The sequence below is a fragment of the Streptomyces sp. DG2A-72 genome (assembly GCF_030499575.1).
Taxonomy (GTDB): Bacteria; Actinomycetota; Actinomycetes; order Streptomycetales; family Streptomycetaceae; genus Streptomyces.
This window is the reverse complement of the sequence record NZ_JASTLC010000001.1, coordinates 6,499,158-6,524,996: the sequence shown is the minus strand read 5'-3', so window position 1 is coordinate 6,524,996 and position 25,839 is coordinate 6,499,158. Positions and strand designations below refer to the sequence as shown.

The window sequence follows — 25,839 nt, the reverse complement described above, 5'->3', positions numbered from 1 at the left end:
TCAATCCACCATCGCCCCGCACGAGATGTTCACGTCCGTCGACGTCAGCGTCCGTGCCTTGTCCGACGCCACGAACGCCGCCACGTCCCCGACGTCGCTCAGCGTCGCCGCACGCCCCAGCAGCGTGTCCCGCTCGATGGAGGCGATGATCTCCTGGGCGCCGTCGAACCCGGCGGGCAGCGTTTCCGGCACGCCGCCCGTCTTGAGGGTGACGACGCGAATGCCGTGCGGACCGAGTTCGACGGCCCACTGCCTCCGCAGCCCTTCGAGCGCATCGAGGGCGATCTTGAAGCCGCCCAGTCCGGGCAGGGTCTGCGGACCACCGCCGCCGAAGGCGAGGATCACGCCCGACCCGCGCCGGGTCATATGGCGTGCCGCGGCCCTGGTGGTGAGGAACTGGCTGCGCATCGCGTTGGTGATCGGCCGGAGGAAGTCGCTGACGGTGATCTCGGTCAGCGGCTGCTGTACGTCGCCGTAGCCGATGACATTGAACGAGATGTCGATCCGTCCCTCGCGCGCGGCGATGCCGTCGACGTACGTGTCCACCGCCCGCTCGTCGAGCGCGTCGACGACGGCCGGCTCCGCCACACCGTTCTCCGCACGGATCTCGTCGGCCAGTTCGTCGAGCTTCTTCGCGGTGCGTCCGGCGAGATGGACCCGCGCGCCCTCGCGGGCGAAGGCGTGCGCCACCGCGCCTCCGATCGGCCCCCCGGCGCCGTACAGCACGGCCACCTTGTTCTCCAGCAGCATGTCCGCTCCCCTTTCCCCGGATACGTCTTTCCCGGGTACGTCGAGACCGGTGGCCGGAATTCGACATCCATCTTGAGACCTCTCTTGAGATCTCTATTGAGGGCCTGATCACCCCCCGGCATACTGCGTCATCCGGGGGGAGCGCACGCACATGCGTACGAGACGACCCCCCGCCGGGTGAACAGGGAATTCGCCCGGTACCTCAGGTAGGGGGAAATTTGCGCAGACAAGTGAAAAGAGCAGGCGCGGCCACTGTCGCCACAGCGGCCGCCGTCGCCCTCGCAGCGGGCATGACCAGCCCGGCGTCGGCGGAACCCGAGCAGAGCGGTGCCACCGGCTCCGCGAAGCTCGCCGCGCCCCACCGCATCACCCTCATCACGGGTGACCGGATCGCCGTGGACGCGAAGGGCCAAGTGGTGGGCCTGGAGCGGGCGGAGGGGCGCAAGCACATACCCGTGCAGGTCCGTGAAGCCGACGGACACACGCTCGTCATACCCGCCGACGCGGCCCGACTGGTCGCCGCCGGCAAGCTCGACCAGCGGCTGTTCGACATCACCGAGCTGAACAAGACCGCGACCCGTTCGTCCCAGAAGAACGGCCTGAAGGTCATCATCGGCTACAAGGGCGCCGCCACCGCCGCCAAGTCCGACGTCCGGGACGCGGGCACGCTCCGCAGGACCCTCACCTCCCTCAACGCGGACGCCGTACAGACGCCGCAGAAGGACATGCCCGAGCTGTGGGACGCCGTCACCAACGGCGACAAGACGGCCTCCGGCATCGCGCACATCTGGCTCGACGGGGTCCGCAAGGCCAGCCTCGACAAGTCCGTGCCGCAGATCGGCGCCCCCAAGGCATGGGCGGCCGGTTACGACGGCAAGGGCGTCAAGATCGCCGTCCTGGACACCGGCGTGGACGCCACCCACGCCGACCTGAAGAACCAGGTCGTGGAGTCCAAGAACTTCACCACGGCCGCCGACGCCACCGACCGCTACGGCCACGGCACGCACGTCGCGTCCATCGCGGCGGGCACCGGCGCCAAGTCGGGCGGCAAGTACAAGGGCGTCGCTCCGGGCGCCAAGATCCTCAACGGCAAGGTCCTCGACGACAACGGCTTCGGTGACGACTCCGGCATCCTCGCCGGCATGGAGTGGGCGGCCGCACAGGGCGCCGACGTCATCAACATGAGCCTGGGCGGCGGCGACACCCCGGAGATCGACCCGCTGGAGGCGGCGGTCAACAAGATCTCCGCCGAGACGGGCACGCTCTTCGCCATCGCCGCGGGCAACTCCGGCCCGGAGTCGGTCGGTTCGCCCGGCTCCGCGGACGCCGCGCTCACCGTCGGCGCCGTCGACGACAAGGACGTCCTCGCCCCGTTCTCCAGCACCGGCCCGCGCACCGGTGACGGCGCCATCAAGCCGGACGTCACCGCGCCGGGCGTGGCCATCACGGCCGCCTCGGCCAAGGGCAGCGTCATCGCGCAGGAAGTCGGCGAGAACCCGGCCGGCTACCTGACCATCGACGGTACGTCGATGGCGACCCCGCATGTCGCGGGCGCGGCGGCGATCCTGAAGCAGCAGCACCCGGACTGGACCTACGCCGAGATCAAGGGCGCGCTGACCGGTTCCACCAAGGGCGGCAAGTACACGCCGTTCCAGCAGGGTTCGGGCCGCATCCAGGTCGACAAGGCCATCAAGCAGACCGTGATCGCCGACCCGGTGTCGGTGAGCTTCGGTACGCAGCAGTGGCCGCACACCGACGACACACCGGTCACCAAGAAGCTGACGTACCGCAACCTCGGTACGACGGCCGTCACGCTCAAGCTGACCTCCACGGCGACCAACCCGAAGGGGCAGGCCGCTCCGGCCGGCTTCTTCAAGCTGGGTGCCACCACGGTGACCGTCCCGGCGGGCGGCAAGGCCAGCGTCGACATGTCCGTCAACACCAAGCTGGGCGGCACCGTCGACGGTGCGTACTCGGCTTATGTGACGGCGACGGGCGGCGGCCAGAGCGTCCGTACGGCGGCCGCGGTGCAGCGTGAGGTCGAGTCGTACGACCTCAAGGTCAAGCACATCGGCAAGGACGGGCAGCCGTCCGAGTACAACACCGTGCTGCTCGGCTACGCGGGCCTGGGCGCGAACCGCAACTACTCGGTCCCGGCCTCCGAGTCCGGCACGACCACCATGCGCGTGGCCAAGGGCACCTATCTGCTGGACGCCTGGATCGCGAAGGACTTCGTGACCTTCGAGGGCGGCCTCGACTGGCTGGTGCAGCCGAGGCTGACCGTCACCAAGGACACCTCGGTGACGATCGACGCCCGTAAGACCAAGGCGGCCGACATCACGGTGCCGGACGCCGCGGCCAAGCAGACGTTCGGCATGATCGGCTACGGCTACGAGGCAGCGGGCGGCGGCTTCAGCTTTGGCCTCGACTCCTTCGCCGACCTGCGCATGGCCCACCTCGGCGGGGAGGTCAGCGGCCTCACCCAGACCTGGAACGGCCAGTGGACCAAGGGCGACGACACCGAGTACGACGTCGCCACCACCGCCAAGGTCAAGAAGATCCAGGGCGACAAGGTCCGCCACTTCAAGGCGGGCGAACTCGCCAAGGTGAAGAACGACATCGGTGCCGCCACCGCCGGAAAGACCGGCGGCATCCTCACGGTCGGCGCCTTCCCCGAGGACGTCGTCATCGGCAACCCGGTCGAGCAGAAGCTGCCCGGCACACGCACGCTGTACCTGTCGACGTCCGACAAGATCGAGTGGACGTACGACGTCCAGCAGTACGGCGGCACGGACGCGGACGGCTTCCCGATCCTGGAGGCGTCCTACACGCTCGGCAACTTCCAGAAGTTCCAGGGTGGCAAGACCTACAAGAAGACCTTCAACCGGGCGGTCTTCGGCCCGCATCTGAACTCCCAGTTCGGGCTGTTCCGCGAGGGCAACGACATCTACGGGTACCTGCCGCTGTTCGCGGACAGCGTGGGACACGCGGGCTCGTCGCTGTTCACCTCGGTGAACACCTCGCTCTACCGCAACGGCACCAAGGTCGGCAGCAACGACGACCCGCTGCTCGGCGAGGACAGGTTCAAGGTCCCGTCCGGCGACGCCGAGTACAAGCTGACGACGTCGGTCAAGCGGAGCGTCAAGGTCGCCGCCGCGTCCACGCGGATCGACGCGAGCTGGACCTTCCGCTCCAAGAAGCCGTCCGCCGACTTCGCCAAGCTCCCCGCGTCCACGGTCCGCTTCAGCGCGGCCACGGGCCCGGACAGCCGCGTCGAGGCCGACAAGACGGTCAAGATCCCGGTCACCGTCCAGGGCTCGGCCAAGGGCAGCAACCTCAAGTCGCTGACGGTGTACGTGTCGTACGACTACGGCCAGACCTGGAAGAAGGTCACCGTCTCGGGCGGCAAGATCACCGTGAAGAACCCGGCGAAGGGGAAGGCGATCTCCTTCCACGCCAAGATCACCGACAAGAAGAACAACAAGTCGACGATCTCGATCTACAACGCGTACTACGGCAAGTGAGTAGCTGAGATCGGACCACAGGATCGGGCCCTTCGAGAGTGAATCTCGAAGGGCCCGAATCATCGCGGCACTCAAGTCGAACTGATCGCCGACTGGCCGAGTCGGGGTTGCGGCGGAGGGCCGGGATGTACTTTCCTAGGAGCACGAAGCCCCCGCCACGGCCGGGTGAAGAAAAACCGTGACAGGGGCTCCAGCTCACTCAGGAGCTCGGCGGGAGGTCCCTAGTACTACTGGGGATCTCCCGCTACCTGGTGAGCCACCACCTCCTCACATGCTTGGCCCACGCTTCCGGCAGCAACCGGGTGAGCCGACACATGAGAGTCGGTTTCGGCTTGGCGTGACGTCCCACCGAACAAGGGAGGCGCACCCGAGGCGCGTCACATGCCGGATATTACCGGCAACTCCCTTATTCGAAGCGAAACTTGAGGGCGGCCACCCGATCGGGTGACCGCCCTCAGTCGACTGAAGTCAGCGCGTCAGCGCACAGGTCGGCGTCAGACCTCCGACCCCGCCTTCCACTGCGCCCAGTCCATGTTCCAGCCGTTCAGGCCGTTGTCCGGGGCGATGGTCTTGTCGCCGGTGTTCTGGACGACCACGACGTCACCGACGATCGAGTTGTTGTAGAACCAGTAGGCCGCCGTGCCCTTGTCGTTGGCGCCCTTGGTGTCGTTCAGGCCGACGCAGCCGTGGCTGGTGTTGACGCTGCCGAAGATGGAGTTGGCGCCCCAGTAGTTGCCGTGGATGAACGTGCCGGAGGTCGACAGGCGCATGGCATGGGGGACGTCCTTGATGTCGTACTCGCCCTTGCCGTCATCGTCGGTGAAACCGACCGTCGCGCCGTTCATCCGGGTCTCCTTGAACTTCTCGGAGATCACCATCTGGCCCTCGTACGTCTTGTTCTCGGGCGAACCGGCGGAGATCGGAATGGTCTTGATCGTCTTGCCGTCCTGCGTGACCTTCATCTGCTTGGTCTTGGCGTCGACGTAGGAGACCTGGTTGCGGCCGATCTTGAAGGTGACCGTCTTCTGCTGGACGCCGTAGACACCCTCGGAGCCCTCGACGCCGTCGAGCGCGAGCTTCAGCGTGACGGTGGAGCCGCCCTTCCAGTACTCGTCCGGCCGGCAGTCCATGCGGGTGTCGTTGAACCAGTGGCAGACGACTTCCTGGCCGCTGCTGGAGGTGACGGTGACGCCCTTCTGGACGTCCGCCTTGTTGGTGATCGCCTTGTCGAAGTTGAGCGACACCGGCATGCCCACACCGACCGTGGAGCCGTCCTCCGGCGTGAAGTAGCCGAGGAAGCTGTTGTCCGGGGAGACCGTGGAGAACGAGGCGTTCTCGTGGGCGACGCGGCCTTCGGAGTCCTTGGCCTCCGCCGTCACCTTGTAGGTGGTGGACCGCTCCAGCTGGACGCTGGGCTTCCAGCTGGTCTTGTCGGCGGATATCTCGCCCTCGACGGCGGTGCCGTCGTCCGTGGTCATCTTCACCTCGGTGAGCGTGCCCTTGCTCACGGTGACGGCGGTGCCCTTGTTGATGGAGGCGTTGTCCGAGCCGTCCTTCGGCGTGATCTTGATCTGGGCCTCGGAGGTCTTCTTGGCCGCCGCCTCGTCGACCTTCGCCTGCGAGGTGTCGTTGCCCCCGCCGGAGGCGTCGCCGTCGCCGCCGGAACAGGCCGAGAGCACCAGGACACCGCCGAGCAGTGCGGACGCGGCCATCAGGCCCCTGCGCCGCTTACTGTTCGTCATCACACGCTTCTCCATCGCTGCCGAATCCCCAAACCCCGAGTGTCCCCGTTAACCAACATCCGTAAGAAACATAAACGCCAAGACCGGTTCGTCCCGTTCCACATCCGTCGGATGTGTGGGGCACACCACGTTCGCGGGGCGGGTGGTGTCCATGTCGGTCAGTGCGCCCCCTGAGACGACGAAACCCCGGACGGCGGTTGCCGCCCAGGGTCACGAATTTCCCAAGCAGCGTCAGCCGACCGCCTTCTCGGCGTCTTCCTCGTCACCGTCGCCGTAGTCGCCATCATCCTCGTCGAGGTCCCACTCGGGCGACTCCGGGTCGTATTCGATCTGCTCACTGCTCCAGGAGGCCTGCTGGAGCTCGATTCCCGGCACCTCGCTGACCAGGTCGAACGGGTCCACGAGATACGCGAGGGCCTCCGCCGTGTCTTCCGTCACAGCGCTCTGTGCGTGTACCCGTTCGTCCTGCGGCATATCAGCGTGATCCGCGATGCGCTGAAGTGCCGCTTTCGTGAGGTCGTCGGCGTCGTCGACCTCGATCACGAGCTCCACGCGAAGCCGTACAAATCGTGATGTCTCTGCAGTGCTCATGCCCGGAGCGTACGGCCTACAGCCCCCGTGACTTTCCCGTGACCCTCGCCTTTCACTAACATCGCCTCACACGGCCAATTCGCCAGCGCCACAAGGGGATCGATATTCCGTGTCATCCGCTCGCCGTCCGTTGCTGACCGCCGCCGCCGCGGGCACCCTGCTGGGTGCCCTGTGGTTCGTTCCGTCCGCCAACGCGACGATGGACGGCCCGGCAAGAGCGGAGCCCTCGGCGCCCCCGACGTCGCAGGTCACCACGCAGGCCCGGGTCACCACTGAGGCTTCCGCCGACGGCACTCAACTCGCCGACACCGGAAGCTTCGACACCACCCCGTATGTCATCGGCGGGACGTTCTGCCTCGCCCTCGGTGCCGGGTTCGTGGTGTATTCGGTACGGCGTGAGCGACTGGGTTTTTAACCCACTTGACGTGTCTTTGACTTGGGCCGCATAGTCCGCCCATGAAGAGATCATCGGGCGCGCGCACAGCCGCCACGGTCGCCGTGAGCACGCTGGCGCTCGCCCTTGTCACCGGTTGTTCCACCGAGGAGTCGGGCGGCTCCAAGGCGCTCGGCTCCGAGTCCGCCGCGCCGGCTCGGGCCGCCAAGGCGCGCAGCGCGGGCGAGTTGGAGAAGCTGCTGCTCGCCGAGGGCGAGATCAAGGGCTACAAGGTCGCCACCGGCGACGACACCCTGCCGAAGTCCAAGAGCGTCGTGAAGACCGACAAGGCCGCGTGCGCGCCGCTCGCCTGGGCCATGGCCGGTCTCGCGCCGGGTGACACGGACGCGAGCGTGAGCAACACGGTCACCGCGGACCCGTCGTCGGACGCCGCCGCCAAGTCCGCCGAGGAGCTCACGGAGGCCGACATCGAGAACGCCTTCTCGGTCAACATGACCTTCGTGGGCCTCTCCTCATACGAAGGCGACGGCGCCGCGCAGGCGATCAAGGCCGTCTCCGACGGCATCGCGGCCTGCTCCGGCGGGTTCACCATCACCGCCCAGGGCGAGACCCAGAAGATCACCAAGGTCTCTTCCCAGCAGGCCCCCACAGGCGGCGACGAGTCCGTCGCGTTCTCCGTGGACTCCGACATGGACGGCGAGGGCACGGCCACCTTCAACACGCGGGTGCTACGCCACGGCGGCACCGTCTCGACGTACTACACGGTGGACTTCGCGCAGATGGGCACCGGCAAGGCGGCCGAGGTCCCCTCGGCCGTGGTCGACGCGCAGGCGGCCAAGCTCAAGTGATCCGAGGGGCCCTGCTCCGGTCGTACGGCAGGGCCCCTCACCCGTCCTACTGGAGCGGCCCGGTGACTGACTCCACGGCCGCCAGCAGCCGCCCGTCCCGTACGAACGCGTCCGCCGCCGCGAGATCGGGCGCCAGGAACCGGTCCGGACCGGGACCCGCCACACCCGCCGCACGTGCGGCCTCGATGACGGCCCGCGACGCGGGCGCCGGGGTCAGCCCCTCGCGCAACTCGACGGCGCGCGTGGCGGCGTACAGCTCGATGGCGACGACCCGGGTCAGATTGTCGACGGCCGTACGCAGCTTACGAGCCGCCGACCAGCCCATGGAGACATGGTCCTCCTGCATCGCGGAGGACGGAATCGAGTCGGCCGACGCCGGTACGGCCAGCCGCTTCATCTCGCTCACCAGCGCGGCCTGCGTGTACTGAGCGATCATCAGCCCGCTGTCCACCCCCGGGTCGTCCGCGAGGAACGGGGGCAGCCCGTGGCTGCGGTTCTTGTCGAGCAGCCGGTCGGTACGGCGCTCGGCGATCGACGCGAGGTCGGCGGCGGCGATGGCGAGGAAGTCGAGGACATAAGCCACGGGCGCGCCATGGAAGTTGCCGTTGGACTCGACGCGTCCGGCGGGCAGTACGACGGGATTGTCGACGGCGGAGGCGAGTTCGCGCTCGGCGACGAGCCGGGCGTGGGCCATGGTGTCGCGTCCGGCGCCGGCGACCTGCGGAGCGCACCGCACGGAATACGCGTCCTGGACGCGGGGCGCGTCGTCCTGGTGATGCCCGGTCAGGCCCGAGCCCTTCAGCACGGCCAGCATGTTGGCGGCGGAGGCGCCTTGGCCCGGGTGCGGCCGGATGGCGTGCAGCTCGGGCGCGAGCACCTTGTCCGTCCCGAGGAGGGCTTCGAGGCTGAGGGCGGCGGTGACGTCGGCGGACTTGTAGAGGGTGTCGAGGTCGGCGAGGGCCATCACCAGCATGCCGAGCATGCCGTCGGTGCCGTTGAGGAGGGCGAGGCCTTCCTTCTCACGGAGTTCGACGGGCCGGATCCCGTGCTCGGCGAGAAGCTCGGCGGCGGGCCTCAGGGTCCCGTCCGGGCCCTCCGCCTCCCCCTCGCCCATCAGCGTCAGGGCGCAGTGGGACAGCGGAGCCAGGTCGCCGGAGCAGCCGAGGGAGCCGTACTCGTGCACGACGGGGGTGATTCCGGCGTTGAGCAGGTCGGCCATGGTCTGCGCGACCTCGGGCCGGACACCGGTGTGCCCCGAGCAGAGGGTCTTCAGGCGCAGGAACATCAGGCCTCGTACGACCTCCCGCTCCACCCTCGCCCCCATCCCGGCGGCGTGCGAGCGGACGATGTTGCGCTGCAGCTGGGCCCGCAGCTCCTGGCTGATGTGCCGGGTCGCCAGGGCGCCGAAGCCGGTGCTCACGCCGTAGACGGGGTCGGGCTTGGCCGCCAGCGCCTCCACGATCTCGCGGGCCGCGGCAAGCGCGGCCACGGCCTCCGGGGAGAGCTCGACCCGGGCGCCGGCGCGCGCCACGGCGAGAACGTCGGACGCGGTCGCCCCGGACGTCCCCACCACCACAGTGTGCATATCCATATTCAGGAGAGTAGTGAGTGAATTCGAAGATGTCACGAGTGGGTGCTGGTTTCACCCCTTACCGATTTGGTCACACCGTCACGCCGGCGTCAGCGCCGCCCCCGGAACCGGCGCCGCTCGGCACCGGTGTCGCGGGACGGTTCGTCGGCCAGCCGTACGACGGGATCGTCCGGCCCTTCGCGTCCGGCGACGACGGGTTTGGTGGCCCGTACGGCCTTGGCGCGGTACTGGGCGGCGTCCGCGAGCCGGAACAGCCGCCGGGCAGAGCGAACGGGCCCGATCTGATCGCCCGTCGACGCGACCCCGCAGGCGACGCCCTCCCCCAGCTCCAACTCGGCGGCCCGGCGGCACAGTTCGCCGGCGGCCCGGACGACCTCGTCGGCGGGCGGCCCGACCGCGAGCAGACAGAACTCGTCACCGCCGAGCCGGGCGGCAAGCGCGCCCGGAAGCATGGCCCCGCACAGGGACAGCACCGACCCGAACCGCTCGAGGAGCCGATCCCCGACGGCATGCCCGCGCGTGTCGTTGACCCGCTTGAGCCCATTGAGATCACAGACGACCAGACTGACGACGACCCCCTGAGTGCGATGCCGCTCGACGGCCTCCTCCAGACGTACGTCGACGGCGCGGCGGTTGGCGAGTCCGGTGAGCGCGTCGGTGTACGCCAGCCTCCTCGCCTCCTCCAGCCGCTCGGCCTGGGCGATCCCGGCGGCGACGACGGCAGCGAGGACGGTGGCGAAGTCGGCGTCGGCCCGGTCGAAGACGGGCTCTCCGACAGCCCGGGCGACATACAGCTCCCCCCAGGCCCGCCCGTGCAGCACGATCGGGGCGACGACACAGCAGCCGCGGCCACGGCGGCGCAGGGCGGCAACGCGCTGATGGACATAACCGGGCCGCCCTGTCGTAGGCCCATCAGCGGTCTCGACCCAGGCGTCGGGTTCACCGCCCCCGGCCCACCGCTCGTGCAGAAACTCGGTGATCTCGGGGAACTGATGCACCGGGTAAGCCTCATCTTCCGGGAACTCCACCTCCCCGGCCGCCCGCTCCCCCACATTCACCAGCACCCGCAGCCGCCCCAGATCCCGCTCCCACACCGACAGCGCCGCAAAACTCCCCCCCAAGGCCCGACAAGCCCCGACAGCCGCCGCCCGCCACGCATCCCGCGACCCATGCGCAGCCGCCATACCCTGCGCCAACGCCACGACCGCCGCGAGCCGGATGTCCTCACCCATCACTCCAGGCTAGGGAGGAAATAGGCGAACCGGGACATTGATGCGGCGAACAGGTGGGCACGAGGTCCCTGCGGGTCGTGGCGGGTGACGGCCCCTGGGGGCTCCGCCCCCAGCCCCCCGGGCCTATCCCCACCCACCACCCGACTCGGCATCTCGAAAGGCACACCACACTCACCCCGTCCGGCGTTTGAGGAGGAGGCCGTTCAGTCCGATCGGGTCCAGGGGCGAAGGCCTGGTGGGGGTGCGGGGGCGAACGCCCGGTGGGGGGCGGGGCGCAGCCCCGGTGGCGGTGGGGGGTGCAGCCCCGGTGGGGTCCAGGGCGCAGGCTCGATGGGGTGCAGGGGCGAAGCCCCGCCGGCGTCCGGGACGCAGCCCCGATGGGGTGCAGGGGCAAAAGCCCGCCCGGGGTCCGGGACGCAGCCCCGGTGGCGGTGGGGGGGTGCAACCCCGGTGGGGTCCAGGGCGCAGGCTCGATGGGGTGCAGGGGCAAAAGCCCGCCCGGGGTCCGGTACGCAGCCCCGGTGGGGGTGGGGGGTGCAGCCCCGGTGGGGTCCAGGGCGCAGGCTCGATGGGGTGCAGGGGCGAAGCCCCGCCGGGGTCCGGGGCGCAGGCCCGATGGGGTGCAGGGGCGAAGCCCCGCCGGGGTCCGCGGCGCAGCCCCGCAGGGGTGCAGGGCGAAGCCCCGCCCGGGGTCCAGGGCGCAGCCCCGATGGAGTGCAGGGCGAAGCCCCGCCCGGGGTCCGGGACGCAGCCCCGCAGGGGTGCAGGGGCGAAGCCCCGCAGGGGTGCAGGGCGAAGCCCCGCCCGGGGGCCAGGGCGCAGCCCCGCAGGGGTGCAGGGGCGAAGCCCCGCCGGGGTCCAGGGCGCAGCCCCGCAGGGGTGCAGGGGCGGAGCCCCGCCGGGGTCCAGGGGGCGCAGGCCTCTGGTCGGGGTCGAAGGGGCGGAGCCCCTTTGGGATGGGACGGGTAGGGGCGGCGGGGGCGAGTCACTCGCCCGGCCACTCAGCACGCCGCTTCTCGTTGAACGCCGCCACCCCCTCCGCCCGGTCCCCCGAAAACGCCACCGCCCGCCACGCCGAGTCCTCGACCTCCAGCCCGGCCCGCAGATCCAGCCCGAACCCCACTCGCAACGCCCGCTTGGCCGCCCGCAGCCCCACGGGAGAGTTCGCCGCGATCCGGGACGCCAACGCCAGCGCCTCCTCCCGATCCCGCCCCGCCTCCACCAGCTGATCGACCAACCCCAACTCCCGCGCCTCAACCGCCTCGACCCGCCGCGCAGAGAAGATCAGCTCGGCCGCCCGCGCCGCCCCCACCCGCCGCGGCAGCAACTGCGTCCCCCCGCCCCCCGGAATCACCCCCACCGACACCTCGGGCAGCCCCACCACCGCCGTCCGGTCGGCCACGATCACGTCACACGACAGCGCCAGCTCGAACCCACCCCCCAGCGCAAACCCATGCACCGCAGCGATCACCGGCACCGGCAGCTCCAGCACCCCGGTGTACGCCCCCCTCGCCACCGGCCGCTGCCGCACCAGCTCGGCATCGGTGAAGGAGTTCCGCTCCTTCAGGTCCGCCCCCACACAGAACGCCCGCTCATGGGTCGACGTCAGCACGACCACCCGTACGCCCTTGTCGCCCCCCAGCGCCGTACACGCCGCCGCGATGGAGCGAGCCATCTCCGTCGACACGGCGTTCATGGCCTTGGGCCGGTCGAGGGCCAGCTCGGTGACATACCCCTCCCCGTGCCGCCGCACCAGCACGAACTCCCCGAACCGTTCCTCGCTCATGACACCCTCCGGGTTAACGCGGGTTAACAACAGCATGCGCCCCGATCATCGCAGCCATCCCGGGCCGGGAAAAGGCCGACGCCGGTTCCCGGCCCACCCCCGAACTCCCCCTTCGAGTGACATCCCGCCCGACTCCCACCCGACCGCCCACACCAGCGCATAACGTGCGCTGCGCCACGCGCAACGGGGAGGGACCGCGGTGACGAACCAGAACACACCAGCACGTCAGCGGGGCCGCCACCGCAAACCCCGCCCCCGCAAGCTGCTGCTCGCCGCCGGAGGCCTCGCCGTGGCCGCCGGCGTACTGAGCCTCGTACGCCTGACCCCCGACTCCGACGTCAGCCATCTCGGAACCGTGGAGCCCGAGCCTCGCCCGGATCCGGGCACCGACCGCTCGACGAACACGGCAGCCACCACCGCCTCCACCCCCACCGCGCTCCCCACGGCCGCCTCCGTGATGGGCGCCCCCAGCACACCACCCACCCCGACGAAGACGCCCTTCACACCGTCCACGAGGACAACCCCGGCGCCGACAGAAGCGCCCACCACCATCCCCGTGACGCCCGGCTCACCGCCGACAAGCACCGCCCCACAGCCGACGCCCACGGCCACCAACTCCCCGGCCCCCACTCCGGATCAGCCCGACATCTGCGTTCCGGTCATCGGCCTGTGCGTAGACCCACTGATCACCAACGACTGACGGAAGTGCAGCGCCGAGAAGGGGCGCGGGGAACTGCGCGACCAGCCACAACGAGCCCGCAGCCGACACACAACCGTCACCCCGACGGCGCCCGCCGAGTAAGCAACCACGGCTCCACCACACCCAGCCCCCGCACCGGCCGCTGCCACATCGGCTGAAGCGCGAAGCGATACGTCGGCGGCTCCTCCCCCTCCTTCTCCGCAGCCGCAGCCGCCTCGGCAGCCTCCGCCTCGGAGGCGGGCGCGTCCCCGGTCCGGATCAGATCCTCCGCGAAGGCACTGTCGACGAGCACGGCATCACGGGGAGCTATCGACGTCAGCCGGGACGCCAGATTCACGGTCGTACCGAAGACATCGCCCATACGAGTGGTCACCGTGCCGAACGCGATGCCCACGCGGAGCTCCGGCATCGTCTCGTCGTTCGCCATCGTCTCGATCAGACGCAGCGCGATCTCCGCGGCGACACCCGCATCGTCGGCGCTGTACAGCACCTCGTCCCCGAGCGTCTTGACGAGCCGTCCACCGTGCGCGGCCACCAGGTCGGCGGCGGTGGTCTCGAAGGCCTCGACCAGTTCGCCGAGTTCCTCTTCCTCCATACGGCGGGTCAGCCGCGTGAACCCGACGAGGTCCGCGAAGCCCACGGCAAGGCGCCGGTCGACCATCTCCTCGTCGTCGGCGGCCTGGACGACCCGGCCGGCCGAGGCGGCTAGCTGACGCCGCCAGACGTAGACGAGGAACTCCTCCAGCTCCGGCAGGAGCAGCTCGATGATCGGGTACGTCACCTCGGTGCGCGTCATGCCGGGCTCGGGCGGCTCGGTCAGACCCTCCAGGAAGGAGTCGATCTGCCACTCGGCCAGCCGGGCGGTGGTCTGCCCGGTGGAACGCGCCACCTGCACGGCCATCGCCTCGCTCAGCAGCCCCGCCTCCACGAGACCGGCGAGCCGCCGCAGCGCCAGTACGTCGGCCTCCGTGAGCGCCTTGGCCTGGCCGATGTCGGCGAAGCCCATCGCCCGCCAGAAACGGGAGGCCAGCTCCATGGAGACACCCGCGCTGCGGGCCGCCTGGAAGGGGGTGTAACGCCGTTCCGCGCCGAGGATGAGCTGTTCGAGGCGGAGGGCGAGGGGGTCCTCGCCGGGGTCGGTGGCGTCGGGGTCCCGCCGGTCGTCGGGGTCGCCCCGCTCGATCGAAGCCGAGAGAGCATCCACCCGGCCGTCCGGGTCCCTGCCGGAGCCCGTGTCGTCGACGGTCACGCCTGCTGCCCTTCCGATCTGCCGCGGTCAGGTATCGACCGCGGTCAACTTTACGGCAGATGTGCGGCAGGTCACTCCGTGGCGCCGATGCTTTCGCACCGTCGGCCGGAAGGCACCCGGCGCTGGTGCCGGCCTCGCTGGGGGCCGCCGCCCCCAGACCCCGCTTCGGCCTTCGGCCTCGTCCTCAAACGCCGGACGGGCTGAAATGCCCAGACCGGCATCGAGAAGCACCGCACAGACTGAAGCGTTCACGCCGTTCGCAAGTGAACGATGTCCCCCGCCCCCACCGGCTCCTGCACACCCTCCCCCGTCGCCAGCACCAGCCGCCCGTCCCCGTCGATCGCCACCGCCTCTCCGATGATCGACCGATCGCCCGGCAACTCGGCCCGCACCCTCCTCCCCAACGTTGCGCAGCCCGCCGCATACGTCTCCTGCAGCCCGCTCGCGCCCGGATCGCCCCCGGCCGAGCGCCACCGCCCGTACCACTCCTCCAGCGACCGCAGCACGGCCCGCAGCAAGGGATCCCGGTCTGTCGTCACGGCCCCCGCCAGCGCCAGCGACCCCGCGCCCGGCACGGGAAGCTCGTCCTCGCGCAGGGTGACATTGATGCCGACGCCGACCACCACGCCGTGACCGCCCGCCCGCTCCGCCAGGATTCCGCCGGCCTTGCGTTCCTCGCCGCCGACAGTCAGCAGCAGGTCATTGGGCCACTTGAGTGCCGTATCGACGCCCGCGGCCCGCGACAGCCCGGACGCCACCGCGACGCCGGTGAGCAGCGGCACCCACCCCCACCGCCCCACCGGCACCTCTGTGGGCGTGAGCAGGACGGAGAAGAAGAGTCCGGAGCGGGCCGGAGCGGTCCACTGCCGGTCGAGGCGCCCGCGCCCCGCTGTCTGCTCCTCGGCCACGAGGACCGCGCCCTCGGCCGCCTTCCCAGCATTCGCCAGGGCCACAAGGTCGGAGTTGGTGGAGCCGGTGCTGCGCACCACCTCCACGTCGCAGTACAAACCACCATGTCCGCCGTCCCGCACAAGTCCTCGCCGCAGCGCGGCGGCGTTCAGGGGCGGCCGGTCCAGGTCGGACCACCTGCTGCTGTCGTTCGGCTCTGCTGCATCTCGCGGCGTCATGCAAGCCACCCTAGATGTGGTAAACGCCGCACTGCCGATTGGTAGGCACCCCACTACTCTACGGATGAGTAACCGTCCCCCCTTTTGAGCAGGCAGGGAGCCACATCCCGATGTCCGAGCCGGAAGAGCGTCACGAGATCCAAGAGTCCTCAGGGATCGACATCCACACCACCGCGGGCAAGCTCGCGGATCTCCAGCGCCGTATCGAGGAAGCGACGCACGCCGGCTCCGCACGCGCCGTCGAAAAGCAGCACGCCAAGGGCAAGTTGACGGCCCGTGAGCGGATCGAGCTCCTGCTCGACGAGGGGTCGTTCGTCGAACTCGACGAGTTCGCCCGGCACCGCTCCACCAACTTCGGCCTCGACCAGAACCGGCCGTACGGCGACGGCGTCGTCACCGGATACGGCACCGTCGACGGCCGCCCGGTCGCCGTCTTCTCGCAGGACTTCACCGTCTTCGGCGGCGCCCTCGGCGAGGTCTACGGCCAGAAGATCGTCAAGGTCATGGACTTCGCGCTGAAGACCGGCTGCCCGGTCATCGGCATCAACGACTCCGGCGGCGCCCGCATCCAGGAGGGCGTGGCCTCCCTCGGGGCGTACGGCGAGATCTTCCGCCGGAACACGCACGCCTCCGGCGTGATCCCGCAGATCAGCCTGGTCGTGGGCCCCTGCGCGGGCGGCGCGGTCTACTCCCCCGCGATCACCGACTTCACGATCATGGTCGACCAGACCTCGCACATGTTCATCACCGGCCCGGACGTCATCAAGACGGTCACCGGCGAGGACGTCGGCTTCGAGGAGCTGGGCGGCGCCCGCACCCACAACTCCACCTCGGGCGTGGCCCACCACATGGCCGGGGACGAGAAGGACGCGATCGAGTACATCAAGCAGCTGCTGTCGTACCTGCCGTCCAACAACCTCAGCGAACCCCCGGCCTTCCCGGAGGAGGCGGACCTCGTCCTCACCGACGAGGACCGCGAGCTGGACACGCTCGTCCCCGACAGCGCGAACCAGCCGTACGACATGCACACGGTGATCGAGCACATCCTGGACGACGCCGAGTTCTTCGAGACCCAGCCTCTCTACGCCCCCAACATCCTCACCGGATACGGCCGCGTCGAGGGCCGCCCCGTCGGCATCGTGGCCAACCAGCCGATGCAGTTCGCGGGTTGCCTGGACATCAAGGCCTCCGAGAAGGCCGCCCGCTTCGTCCGCACCTGCGACGCGTTCAACGTCCCGGTCATCACCTTCGTCGACGTCCCCGGCTTCCTCCCGGGCGTCGACCAGGAGCACGACGGCATCATCCGCCGCGGCGCCAAGCTGATCTATGCCTACGCCGAGGCCACCGTCCCCCTCATCACGGTCATCACCCGCAAGGCCTTCGGCGGCGCCTACGACGTCATGGGCTCCAAGCACCTGGGTGCCGACCTCAACCTCGCCTGGCCGACCGCCCAGATCGCCGTCATGGGCGCCCAGGGCGCGGTCAACATCCTGCACCGCCGCACGATCGCCGAGGCGGAGGCCTCAGAAGATGGCGAGGCCACCCGCGCCCGCGTGATCCAGGAGTACGAGGACGCCCTCCTCAACCCCTACATCGCGGCCGAGCGCGGCTACGTCGACGCCGTGATCATGCCCTCCGAGACCCGCCGCCACGTCGTACGCGGCCTGCGTCAGCTGCGCACCAAGCGGGAATCCCTGCCCCCGAAGAAGCACGGCAACATCCCCCTCTAGGAGCCGCCATGACGATCAAGGTCGTACGGGGCAACCCCACCCCGGAAGAACTCGCCGCCGCCCTGGCGGTAGTCCGGGCCCGCGCCGCGGCAGCAGCCACAGAGCCGCCGGGCGCGACGCGAAACAGAGACGCCTGGTCGGACCCGGCAAGGCTTGCGGCGCGACACGTACCGCAGCCCGGGCCCACGGCATGGACCCGCACTTACTGGCCGGGCTAGAGGCAACCCACCCAGGGGCGCGGGGCTGTATCAATTTGCGGCTCCGCCGCGTGGGCGCACAGTACGCCGATGCCGGACCACAACTTGAGTACCCGTACTCAGGCGCACCCCACCGCCCAGCCGCACGCTGGTGCCATGCTGTGGTCCGACCCCGAGAACGAGCCGCCCGAAGAACTGCGCGAAACGCAGCAAATGCTACGGCGGCTCGGCTTTCTCATGGCCCTGGCCATGCTGCTGGCCATGCTCGTGATCGGCCTGTCCTAGCGGAGCGAAACGCCGCCGATACCCTGACCGTATGACCGATCAGCGCCGCCGCCATCTCGTACTCGCCTCCCAGTCCCCCGCCCGCCTGAACCTCCTGCGGCAGGCAGGCCTGGACCCCGAAGTGATCGTGAGCGGCGTGGACGAGGACGCCGTCACCGCCCCCACCCCCGCCGAGCTGGCCCTCGCCCTCGCCGAGGCCAAGGCCTCCGTCGTCGCCGCGAAACCGGAGGTCAAGGGCGCGCTGGTGATCGGCTGTGATTCGGTCCTCGATCTGGACGGACAAGCGCTCGGCAAGCCCGCGGACGCGGAGGAGGCCACCGCCCGCTGGAAGTCGATGCGCGGCCGTGCGGGCACCCTGCAGACCGGGCACTGCATCTACGACACGGCCACCGGCCGGTACGTCTCCGGCGTCGCCTCCACCGTCGTCCGCTTCGGCGAGCCGACCGACAGGGAGATCGCCGCGTACGTCGCCTCGGGCGAACCCCTCTACGTCGCCGGGGCGTTCACGCTCGACGGCCGGTCCGCGCCGTTCATCGACGGCATCGACGGCGACCACGGCAATGTGATCGGCATCAGCCTGCCCCTCGTACGCCGCCTGCTGGCCGAACTCGGCGTGCAGATCACGGAGTTGTGGGCGCCGGCGGAGGACTGACCGGGGAGCCGCCGTTGCCGGGCCTAATGTCCTCGGGCTCCTGGGCGGCGGGCCGCTCCTCCGCGTCGTACGTCATCAGCAGCAGCACGATGAGGCCGAGCACCAGCACCATGAACAGGAACGCCGGCCAGCCCACCAGGCCCCAGGCGAAGGCGCCCAGCAGGCCGTGCACCACGGCGCCGCTGATGAGCAGGACGCGGCCGAAGCCGGCGGGGCGGCGGTCGCGCAGGGCCACGAGCAGGGCGACCAGGCCGCAGAAGGCGAAGTAGAGGCCGAAGACCACGCCGCCGATCTTCGAGGACACCGACATCATGTCCGGGTCGAGGCCCGCCAGCGACATGTCCTGACGTTCGACCACGATCCCCAGGAACCAGTTCAGCCCGGCGATGAAGAGCGCCTCAACGAAGAGCACGACCGCCACGACCCACGCCACCGGTCTGCGCACCACCGGTCCCCACCCACTCTCAAGCCGAGCCCTTGTTACCTCAAGTACGTTCGATACACCGTGAACGCTACTAACGGGTAAACCGCGGGACAAGGGTTCGACGGAGGGCAAAGAATCATTGGGCCATTCGTAGGGACTCAACAAAGAAACAGAGTGGGGCGCAGCACGCTCTCACAGAGACCTTGGCCACATCGGGGGGCTAGGGTTTCCCGGAGGAGTCCTGCGTACCGAGGTGCGACAAGGGATTTCACAGGTCGAGCGAGCCTCGAATCACGCTCCGTGTGGGCAAGCTCACCATTGAGGACGGGTCGAAGTGCCGTGTCGGCAGTCCCTAAACTCGGCTTGTTTCAAGGAGGGAGCCTCAATCGTGCGCAAGGTGCTCATCGCCAACCGTGGCGAAATCGCTGTCCGCGTGGCCCGGGCCTGCCGGGATGCCGGTATCGCGAGCGTGGCCGTATACGCCGACCCGGACCGGGACGCTCTGCATGTCCGCGCCGCGGATGAGGCGTTCGCCCTGGGCGGTGACACCCCGGCGAGCAGCTACCTGGACATCGAGAAGGTCCTGAACGCCGCCCGGGAGTCCGGCGCGGACGCGGTCCACCCCGGATACGGCTTCCTTTCCGAGAACGCCGAGTTCGCACAGGCGGTCCTGGACGCGGACCTGATCTGGATCGGGCCGCCGCCGCAGGCCATCCGGGACCTCGGCGACAAGGTCGCCGCCCGGCACATCGCCCAGCGCGCCGGCGCCCCACTGGTCGCCGGTACGCCCGACCCGGTCTCCGGCGCCGACGAGGTCGTCGCCTTCGCCCAGGAACACGGGCTGCCGATCGCGATCAAGGCCGCCTTCGGTGGCGGCGGCCGCGGTCTGAAGGTCGCGCGGACACTCGAAGAGGTGCCCGAGCTGTACGACTCGGCGGTCCGTGAGGCCGTCGCCGCGTTCGGACGCGGCGAGTGCTTCGTCGAGCGGTACCTGGACAAGCCGCGGCACGTGGAGACGCAGTGCCTGGCCGACACCCACGGCAACGTGGTCGTCGTATCGACCCGTGACTGCTCGCTGCAGCGCCGGCACCAGAAGCTCGTGGAGGAGGCCCCGGCGCCGTTCCTCTCCGAGGCGCAGAACGCCGAGCTGTACCGCGCCTCCAAGGCCATCCTGAAGGAGGCCGGTTACGTCGGCGCGGGCACCGTGGAGTTCCTCGTCGGCACGGACGGCACGATCTCCTTCCTGGAGGTCAACACCCGGCTCCAGGTCGAGCACCCGGTCACCGAGGAGGTCACCGGCATCGACCTGGTGCGCGAGATGTTCCGCATCGCCGACGGTGAAGCCCTCGGCTACGACGACCCTCAGCTGCGCGGCCATTCCTTCGAGTTCCGCATCAACGGCGAGGACCCGGGCCGGGGCTTCCTGCCGGCGCCGGGCACGGTCACCAGGTTCGACCCGCCGGCCGGTCCGGGCGTCCGCCTGGACGCGGGCGTCGAGTCCGGCTCGGTCATCGGCCCGGCCTGGGACTCGCTGCTCGCCAAGCTGATCGTCACCGGCGCCACCCGCCGGCAGGCGCTGCAGCGGGCCTCCCGGGCGCTGGAGGAGTTCCAGGTCGAGGGCATGGCGACCGCCATCCCGTTCCACCGCGCGGTGGTGCAGGACCCGGCGTTCGCCCCCGAACTCACCGGCGACCAGGCCCCGTTCACGGTCCACACCCGCTGGATCGAGACCGAGTTCGTCAACGAGATCAAGCCCTTCGCCGCCCCCGCCGACGTGGACACGGACGAGGAGCCGGGCCGCGAGACGGTCGTCGTCGAGGTCGGCGGCAAGCGCCTGGAGGTCTCCCTCCCGGTCTCGCTCGGCATGTCGCTGGCCCGCACCGGCCTCGCCGCGGGCGCCAAGCCCAAGCGCCGGGCGGCGAAGAAGTCCGGCCCCGCCGCCTCCGGCGACACCCTCGCCTCCCCGATGCAGGGCACCATCGTCAAGATCGCCGTCGAGGAGGGCCAGGAGGTCAAGGAGGGCGACCTGATCGTCGTCCTGGAGGCCATGAAGATGGAGCAGCCCCTCAACGCCCACAAGACCGGCACCATCAAGGGCCTGTCCGCGGAGGTCGGCGCCTCCATCACCTCCGGCGCCGTGATCTGCGAGATCAAGGACTGAGTCGTACGACATCCTGAAGCGCCCGGCGGAGACCACAGCGGTCGCCCCGCCGGGCGCGCTCATGTCCCGATGGCATTCTGGAGAGACACCCGGGCGGACGAGAGGACAGGTGTAAGCCATGGCGGCCGCGACCTCACAGGAGACGACCCCGCAGCGCCCCATGCGCGCCGACGCCCGCCGCAACTACGACCGCCTGCTCACCGAGGCCCGCTCCGCCTTCGCCGCCCACGGCACCGACACCTCCCTGGAAGACGTCGCCCGCCGCGCCGGCGTAGGCATCGGCACCCTCTACCGCCACTTCCCCAACCGCCACGCCCTGCTGAGCGCGGTCTTCGAGGACGGCGTGAGCGACCTGCTCGCGCAGGCCCGCGAGCTGCTGGGCGCCCCGGATCCGTGTACGGCTCTGGTCACCTGGCTACGCGAGATCGTCACCCACGCCAGCGAGTACCGAGGCCTGGCAAAGGCGTTGATGTCCGTCTCCCACGACCACACCTCGGCTCTGGCCCGGTGCAGCGACCCGATGCGGAAGGCAGGGCAGGCCTTGCTGACTCGGGCCCAGGAGGCGGGCGCGGTGCGTGACGACGTGGCCATCGGCGACCTCCTCCAGCTGACTCACGCGATCGCGCTGGCAGCGGAAGAGACACCGACGGACCCGGACTTGGCCGACCGATTGCTGAAACTGACGTTGCGGGGATTGGCCTAAGGCGCGCGGGGAACTGCGCGAACAACCCCCACGCACCCGCAGCCGCGCAACAACCGCAAGCCCTGCCGCGAACAGGCGCCCCTAACGCCGCCGCATATCCGCAACCCGCGCCCGCTCAGAGCCCGCCGAAGTCTCACCGAGCACCGCCGTCCGCAACCCCTGCCCCGCAGGAACCCCCCGACGCGGCCCAGGCAACGGCACGTCCCGGCGCTGTTGACGCGCCGGGACCGGATCACCGCCCCCCGCGTTTCCCGACGCCCCCGCCACAGCGATCTGCACGCCCTGGTCGGCAAGCGCCTGCAACTCCGTGGCCGCACGGTCGTCATGCGCGGGCGGCTCGTCCGTCACCAGCCGGGTGATCACATCCGTAGGCACGGTCTGGAACATCGTGTCCGTACCGAGCTTCGTGTGATCGGCGAGCACGACGACCTCCGCCGCCGCCTGCACCAGCGCCCGGTCCACGGACGCCGACAGCATGTTGGACGTGGACAGCCCGCGCTCCGCGGTGAGCCCGCTCCCGGAGAGGAACGCCCGCGACACCCGCAGCCCCTGCAAGGACTGCTCGGCGCCGCTGCCCACCAACGCGTAGTTGGAGCCACGCAGGGTGCCGCCGGTCATCACGACCTCCACCCGGTTGGCGTGGGCCAACGCCTGGGCCACCAGGAGGGAGTTGGTGACGACGGTGAGTCCGGGGACCCGGGCGAGCCGGCGGGCCAGCTCCTGTGTGGTGGTACCCGCCCCGACCACGATGGCCTCGCCCTCTTCGACGAGGTTCGCGGCGAGATCGGCGATGGCCGTCTTCTCGGCGGTCGCGAGATGTGATTTCTGCGGAAAGCCGGACTCTCGCGTGAACCCGCCCGGCAATACCGCACCGCCATGCCGGCGGTCGAGGAGTCCTTCTGCCTCCAGTGCGCGCACGTCCCGCCGTACGGTCACTTCGGAGGTCTGGACGACGCGGGCGAGCTCACGGAGCGACACGGCCCCGTTCGCTCGCACCATTTCGAGGATCAATTGGCGACGTTCTGCAGCGAACACGAAACTGACAGTAACCCCAACGACCGTCTGCTTTCAGCAGTTTGCGCCGAATAACAGAAGTTGTTCGCACAGGAACGCGGGAAGTGGTATAGGGCCTAGTCCCTCCGACTATGCCGTACGAATGCTCGACAACTCCCCGTGACCAGCGGGGAGTCGGTTCAAGCCGTCAGGCATCGCCGTTCGTCTTGCGGGTGTGGAGCTGGCGGGCCACCTCGGCGATCGACCCCGAAAGGGAGGGGTACACGGTGAACGCGTTCGCGATCTGTTCGACCGTCAGATTGTTGTCGACGGCGATCGAGATGGGATGGATCAGTTCCGAGGCGCGCGGCGCGACGACCACACCGCCGACCACGATGCCGGTGCCCGGGCGGCAGAAGATCTTGACGAAGCCGTCGCGGATGCCCTGCATCTTGGCGCGCGGGTTGCGCAGCAGCGGCAGCTTGACGGCGACGGCGTCGATCTTGCCGCCGTCGACGTCGGACTGGGAGTAGCCGACGGTGGCGATCTCGGGGTCGGTGAAGACGTTGGACGAGACCGTCTTCAGATTCAGCGGGGCCACCGCGTCGCCGAGGAAGTGGTACATGGCGATGCGGCCCTGCATGGCGGCGACGGAGGCGAGGGCGAAGACGCCGGTCACGTCACCGGCGGCGTACACGCCCGGGGCGGTCGTACGGGAGACCCTGTCGGTCCAGATGTGACCGGACTCCTTGACCTTCACGCCCGCCTCCTCCAGGCCCATGCCCGCGGAGTTCGGAATGGCGCCGACGGCCATCAGACAGTGCGACCCGGTGATCACCCGGCCGTCGGAGAGCGTCACCTCCACCCGGTCCCCGACGCGCTTGGCGGATGCGGCGCGGGAGCGGGCCATGACGTTCATGCCGCGGCGGCGGAAGACGTCCTCGAGGACGACGGCGGCGTCCGGGTCCTCACCCGGCAGCACGCGGTCGCGGGAGGAGACGAGGGTGACCTTGGAGCCGAGGGCCTGGTAGGCGCCGGCGAACTCGGCGCCGGTGACGCCGGAACCGACCACGATGAGCTCCTCGGGCAGCTCGTCGAGGTCGTAGACCTGGGTCCAGTTGAGGATGCGCTCGCCGTCGGGCTGGGCGTCGGGCAGCTCGCGCGGGTGACCGCCGGTGGCGATGAGGACGGCGTCGGCGGTGAGCCTCTCCTCGGTCCCGTCGGCGGCCCGTACGACGACCTTGCGCGAACCGTCGAGGGCCTGCATGCCCTCCAGCCGTCCGCGCCCGCGCAGGACGCGCGCGCCGGCCCGGGTCACGGACGCGGCGATGTCGTGCGACTGGGCGAGTGCGAGGCGCTTGACACGCCGGTTGACCTTGCCGAGGTCGACACCGACGACCCGTGCGGGCGTGTCGATGTGCGGGGTGTCGTCGGCGACGATGATGCCCAGCTCTTCGTACGAGGAGTCGAAGGTGGTCATCACCTCGGCCGTGGCGATCAGGGTCTTCGACGGCACGCAGTCGGTGAGCACCGACGCCCCGCCCAGACCGTCGCAGTCGACGACGGTCACCTCCGCGCCGAGCTGCGCGGCCACCAGCGCCGCTTCATATCCGCCGGGTCCGCCACCGATGATCACGATCCGAGTCACGTACTCCATTGTCCCGCACGCTTCAGGGTGGTCCTGCCCTGGGGGCCGCCCGAGATACCACTGTTACGGGAGGGACGGCCGATTCGGCTGCCGTACGCTCGACCCATGTCGCTCTACGCCGCCTACGCGGGCAATCTCGACGCGCGGTTGATGACCCGCCGCGCACCGTACTCGCCGATGCGCGCCACCGGCTGGCTGAACGGGTGGCGGCTGACCTTCGGCGGCGAGCAGATGGGCTGGGAAGGCGCGCTCGCGACCATCGTCGAGGACCCGATGGAGCAGGTCTTCGTGGCGCTGTACGAGATCGCGCCGATGGACGAGGAGTCCCTGGACCGCTGGGTGGGCGTCGGCCTCGGCATCTACCGCCGGGCCCGCGTGCGCGTGGTCACGCTGGACGGCGAGGAGCCGGCCTGGGTGTACGTCCTGAACGGCTACGAGGGCGGCCTGCCGTCGGCCCGCTACCTGGGCGAGATCGCCGACGCCGCCGAGTCGGCCGGGGCGCCGCACGACTACGTGATGGAGCTGCGCAAGCGGCCCTGCTGAGCACCCGGCCGGCCGGCTTCGTCGGAAACAACAAGACAACGATCGCCATCCCGTGAGCTCTGTCATCTACGCGCGTAGGCCCGGACCGGCTACCCTCATGCGCGTGAACGCATCTCTTCTTCCGGACGACATCCAGGGCGACCCCTACGCCGCCGCCGACGCCGCCGCCGCGCGCCTGCGCGAACTCACCGGCGCCGAGACCCACGACGTCGCCCTTGTGATGGGCTCCGGCTGGGCACCGGCCGTGGATGCCCTCGGCGTACCCGACGCCGAGTTCCAGGTCACCGAGCTGCCCGGTTTCCCGCCACCGGCGGTGGAAGGCCACGGCGGCAAGGTCCGCTCGTACAAGATCGGGCACAAGCGGACGCTGGTCTTCCTTGGGCGTACGCACTACTACGAGGGCCGCGGCGTGGCCGCCGTCGCGCACGGCGTCCGTACGGCGGTGGCGGCCGGCGGCAAGACGGTCGTCCTCACCAACGGCTGCGGCGGTCTGCGCGAGGGCATGCGCCCCGGGCAGCCGGTCCTCATCAGCGACCACATCAACCTCACCGCGACCTCCCCGATCGTCGGCGCCAACTTCGTCGACCTCACCGACCTGTACTCGCCGCGCCTGCGCGCGCTGTGCAAGGAGATCGACCCCACGCTGGAAGAGGGCGTCTACGCCCAGTTCCCCGGCCCGCACTACGAGACCCCGGCGGAGATCCGCATGGCCCGCGTCATCGGCGCGGACCTGGTCGGCATGTCCACCGTGCTGGAGGCCATCGCCGCGCGTGAGGCGGGCGCCGAGGTCCTGGGCATCTCGCTGGTGACGAACCTCGCGGCGGGTATGACGGGGGAGCCGCTGAACCACGAGGAGGTTCTGCAGGCGGGAAGGGACAGCGCGACGCAGATGGGGTCGCTGCTGGCGCAGGTGCTGGGCCGGCTGTAGGGCGTTTCTCGCCCCCGCCGCCCCTAAGAACCAGCCCCTTG

General features: G+C 70.0%; 23 protein-coding genes. 12 read left to right on the top strand and 11 right to left on the bottom strand.

The window, feature by feature from the left end; translation table 11 throughout:
- Window positions 1-750 carry an SDR family NAD(P)-dependent oxidoreductase gene (locus QQY66_RS31075; protein ID WP_301983580.1) on the bottom strand — a complete coding sequence of 250 codons (750 nt, stop codon included), beginning with the start codon at window positions 748-750 and terminating at the stop codon, window positions 1-3.
- A 230-nt stretch (window positions 751-980) separates the two neighbouring features.
- On the opposite strand from QQY66_RS31075, the gene QQY66_RS31070 reads away from it, so the two are divergent.
- Window positions 981-4,274, top strand: a complete 3,294-nt coding sequence (locus tag QQY66_RS31070) for a S8 family serine peptidase (RefSeq protein WP_301983579.1) — start codon at window positions 981-983, stop codon at window positions 4,272-4,274.
- Between the two features lie 494 nt (window positions 4,275-4,768).
- Here QQY66_RS31070 and QQY66_RS31065 read toward each other — a convergent pair whose 3' ends face one another.
- Together QQY66_RS31065 and QQY66_RS31060 are read right to left on the bottom strand one after the other, a co-directional pair.
- Window positions 4,769-6,031: an Ig-like domain-containing protein gene (locus QQY66_RS31065; RefSeq protein WP_301983578.1), complete on the bottom strand. Its 1,263-nt coding sequence runs from the start codon at window positions 6,029-6,031 to the stop codon at window positions 4,769-4,771.
- A 216-nt stretch (window positions 6,032-6,247) separates the two neighbouring features.
- A complete protein-coding gene (locus QQY66_RS31060; RefSeq protein WP_301983577.1) occupies window positions 6,248-6,559 on the bottom strand; it encodes a hypothetical protein in 312 nt (103 codons plus the stop codon).
- Between the two features lie 157 nt (window positions 6,560-6,716).
- Between QQY66_RS31060 and QQY66_RS31055 the strand changes: the two genes are divergently transcribed.
- Window positions 6,717-7,022 carry an LPXTG cell wall anchor domain-containing protein gene (locus QQY66_RS31055; RefSeq protein ID WP_301983575.1) on the top strand — a complete coding sequence of 102 codons (306 nt, stop codon included), beginning with the start codon at window positions 6,717-6,719 and terminating at the stop codon, window positions 7,020-7,022.
- Window positions 7,023-7,063: 41 nt separating this feature from the next.
- Window positions 7,064-7,849, top strand: a complete 786-nt coding sequence (locus tag QQY66_RS31050; protein WP_301983574.1) for a hypothetical protein — start codon at window positions 7,064-7,066, stop codon at window positions 7,847-7,849.
- A 46-nt stretch (window positions 7,850-7,895) separates the two neighbouring features.
- Here the strand turns inward: QQY66_RS31050 and hutH are convergent, their stop codons facing one another.
- The 3 genes from hutH to QQY66_RS31035 form a co-directional block, all read right to left on the bottom strand.
- On the bottom strand, window positions 7,896-9,434 hold the full coding sequence (gene hutH / locus QQY66_RS31045; protein ID WP_301987557.1) for a histidine ammonia-lyase: 1,539 nt from the start codon (window positions 9,432-9,434) through the stop codon (window positions 7,896-7,898).
- Window positions 9,435-9,529: 95 nt separating this feature from the next.
- Window positions 9,530-10,672: a GGDEF domain-containing protein gene (locus QQY66_RS31040; RefSeq protein WP_301983572.1), complete on the bottom strand. Its 1,143-nt coding sequence runs from the start codon at window positions 10,670-10,672 to the stop codon at window positions 9,530-9,532.
- Between the two features lie 985 nt (window positions 10,673-11,657).
- Entirely contained in the window at window positions 11,658-12,458 is an 801-nt protein-coding gene (locus QQY66_RS31035; RefSeq protein WP_301983571.1) for an enoyl-CoA hydratase/isomerase family protein, read from the bottom strand.
- A 199-nt stretch (window positions 12,459-12,657) separates the two neighbouring features.
- Here QQY66_RS31035 and QQY66_RS31030 point away from each other — a divergent pair, with 199 nt between their 5' ends.
- On the top strand, window positions 12,658-13,158 hold the full coding sequence (locus QQY66_RS31030) for a hypothetical protein (protein ID WP_301983570.1): 501 nt from the start codon (window positions 12,658-12,660) through the stop codon (window positions 13,156-13,158).
- Between the two features lie 76 nt (window positions 13,159-13,234).
- Here QQY66_RS31030 and QQY66_RS31025 read toward each other — a convergent pair whose 3' ends face one another.
- Window positions 13,235-14,407, bottom strand: coding sequence for an adenylate/guanylate cyclase domain-containing protein (locus QQY66_RS31025; protein ID WP_301983569.1), 1,173 nt, complete (start codon window positions 14,405-14,407; stop codon window positions 13,235-13,237).
- A gap of 248 nt (window positions 14,408-14,655) precedes the next feature.
- Window positions 14,656-15,534 (bottom strand): biotin--[acetyl-CoA-carboxylase] ligase, encoded by an 879-nt coding sequence (locus QQY66_RS31020; RefSeq protein ID WP_301983568.1) that lies wholly within the window; start codon window positions 15,532-15,534, stop codon window positions 14,656-14,658.
- Between the two features lie 110 nt (window positions 15,535-15,644).
- Between QQY66_RS31020 and QQY66_RS31015 the strand changes: the two genes are divergently transcribed.
- The 4 genes from QQY66_RS31015 (at window position 15,645) to QQY66_RS31000 (ending at window position 18,398) form a co-directional block, all read left to right on the top strand.
- Window positions 15,645-17,264 (top strand): acyl-CoA carboxylase subunit beta, encoded by a 1,620-nt coding sequence (locus tag QQY66_RS31015; protein ID WP_301983567.1) that lies wholly within the window; start codon window positions 15,645-15,647, stop codon window positions 17,262-17,264.
- 8 nt (window positions 17,265-17,272) lie between these two features.
- Window positions 17,273-17,482, top strand: a complete 210-nt coding sequence (locus tag QQY66_RS31010; RefSeq protein ID WP_301983565.1) for an acyl-CoA carboxylase epsilon subunit — start codon at window positions 17,273-17,275, stop codon at window positions 17,480-17,482.
- Between the two features lie 135 nt (window positions 17,483-17,617).
- Window positions 17,618-17,746 carry a morphogenic membrane protein MmpB gene (gene mmpB / locus QQY66_RS31005; protein WP_367667093.1) on the top strand — a complete coding sequence of 43 codons (129 nt, stop codon included), beginning with the start codon at window positions 17,618-17,620 and terminating at the stop codon, window positions 17,744-17,746.
- Between the two features lie 31 nt (window positions 17,747-17,777).
- Window positions 17,778-18,398 (top strand): nucleoside triphosphate pyrophosphatase, encoded by a 621-nt coding sequence (locus QQY66_RS31000; RefSeq protein ID WP_301983564.1) that lies wholly within the window; start codon window positions 17,778-17,780, stop codon window positions 18,396-18,398.
- On the opposite strand, the gene QQY66_RS30995 is transcribed toward QQY66_RS31000, so the two are convergent.
- Window positions 18,367-18,846, bottom strand: coding sequence for a hypothetical protein (locus tag QQY66_RS30995; RefSeq protein ID WP_301983563.1), 480 nt, complete (start codon window positions 18,844-18,846; stop codon window positions 18,367-18,369). The genes QQY66_RS31000 and QQY66_RS30995 overlap by 32 nt on opposite strands.
- Window positions 18,847-19,210: 364 nt before the next feature.
- On the opposite strand from QQY66_RS30995, the gene QQY66_RS30990 reads away from it, so the two are divergent.
- Window positions 19,211-20,983, top strand: a complete 1,773-nt coding sequence (locus QQY66_RS30990) for a biotin carboxylase N-terminal domain-containing protein (protein WP_301983562.1) — start codon at window positions 19,211-19,213, stop codon at window positions 20,981-20,983.
- A gap of 118 nt (window positions 20,984-21,101) precedes the next feature.
- Complete coding sequence (locus QQY66_RS30985) at window positions 21,102-21,686, top strand: TetR/AcrR family transcriptional regulator (RefSeq protein WP_301983561.1); 585 nt, start codon at window positions 21,102-21,104, stop codon at window positions 21,684-21,686.
- An 81-nt stretch (window positions 21,687-21,767) separates the two neighbouring features.
- Here QQY66_RS30985 and QQY66_RS30980 read toward each other — a convergent pair whose 3' ends face one another.
- Together QQY66_RS30980 and QQY66_RS30975 are read right to left on the bottom strand one after the other, a co-directional pair.
- Window positions 21,768-22,721, bottom strand: coding sequence for a DeoR/GlpR family DNA-binding transcription regulator (locus QQY66_RS30980; RefSeq protein ID WP_301983560.1), 954 nt, complete (start codon window positions 22,719-22,721; stop codon window positions 21,768-21,770).
- 166 nt (window positions 22,722-22,887) lie between these two features.
- Window positions 22,888-24,336 (bottom strand): NAD(P)H-quinone dehydrogenase, encoded by a 1,449-nt coding sequence (locus tag QQY66_RS30975; protein WP_301983559.1) that lies wholly within the window; start codon window positions 24,334-24,336, stop codon window positions 22,888-22,890.
- 96 nt (window positions 24,337-24,432) lie between these two features.
- Here QQY66_RS30975 and QQY66_RS30970 point away from each other — a divergent pair, with 96 nt between their 5' ends.
- Entirely contained in the window at window positions 24,433-24,870 is a 438-nt protein-coding gene (locus QQY66_RS30970; RefSeq protein ID WP_301983558.1) for a gamma-glutamylcyclotransferase, read from the top strand.
- Between the two features lie 103 nt (window positions 24,871-24,973).
- On the top strand, window positions 24,974-25,798 hold the full coding sequence (locus QQY66_RS30965) for a purine-nucleoside phosphorylase (protein WP_301983557.1): 825 nt from the start codon (window positions 24,974-24,976) through the stop codon (window positions 25,796-25,798).
- The last annotated feature ends 41 nt before the right edge of the window (window positions 25,799-25,839 follow it).

Excerpts from the sequence above, each read along its gene's own strand:
- QQY66_RS31010 (WP_301983565.1), top strand. The coding sequence starts at position 17,273 with ATGACGATCAAGGTCGTACGGGGCAACCCCACCCCGGAAGAACTCGCC.
- QQY66_RS31035 (WP_301983571.1), bottom strand. The coding sequence starts at position 12,458 with ATGAGCGAGGAACGGTTCGGGGAGTTCGTGCTGGTGCGGCGGCACGGG.
- QQY66_RS31000 (WP_301983564.1), top strand. The coding sequence starts at position 17,778 with ATGACCGATCAGCGCCGCCGCCATCTCGTACTCGCCTCCCAGTCCCCC.
- QQY66_RS31050 (WP_301983574.1), top strand. The coding sequence starts at position 7,064 with ATGAAGAGATCATCGGGCGCGCGCACAGCCGCCACGGTCGCCGTGAGC.
- QQY66_RS31015 (WP_301983567.1), top strand. The coding sequence starts at position 15,645 with ATGTCCGAGCCGGAAGAGCGTCACGAGATCCAAGAGTCCTCAGGGATC.
- hutH (WP_301987557.1), bottom strand. The coding sequence starts at position 9,434 with ATGCACACTGTGGTGGTGGGGACGTCCGGGGCGACCGCGTCCGACGTT.
- QQY66_RS31065 (WP_301983578.1), bottom strand. The coding sequence starts at position 6,031 with ATGGAGAAGCGTGTGATGACGAACAGTAAGCGGCGCAGGGGCCTGATG.
- QQY66_RS31040 (WP_301983572.1), bottom strand. The coding sequence starts at position 10,672 with ATGGGTGAGGACATCCGGCTCGCGGCGGTCGTGGCGTTGGCGCAGGGT.
- QQY66_RS31020 (WP_301983568.1), bottom strand. The coding sequence starts at position 15,534 with ATGACGCCGCGAGATGCAGCAGAGCCGAACGACAGCAGCAGGTGGTCC.
- QQY66_RS31075 (WP_301983580.1), bottom strand. The coding sequence starts at position 750 with ATGCTGCTGGAGAACAAGGTGGCCGTGCTGTACGGCGCCGGGGGGCCG.
- QQY66_RS30970 (WP_301983558.1), top strand. The coding sequence starts at position 24,433 with ATGTCGCTCTACGCCGCCTACGCGGGCAATCTCGACGCGCGGTTGATG.
- mmpB (WP_367667093.1), top strand. The coding sequence starts at position 17,618 with ATGCTGTGGTCCGACCCCGAGAACGAGCCGCCCGAAGAACTGCGCGAA.
- QQY66_RS30985 (WP_301983561.1), top strand. The coding sequence starts at position 21,102 with ATGGCGGCCGCGACCTCACAGGAGACGACCCCGCAGCGCCCCATGCGC.
- QQY66_RS30975 (WP_301983559.1), bottom strand. The coding sequence starts at position 24,336 with ATGGAGTACGTGACTCGGATCGTGATCATCGGTGGCGGACCCGGCGGA.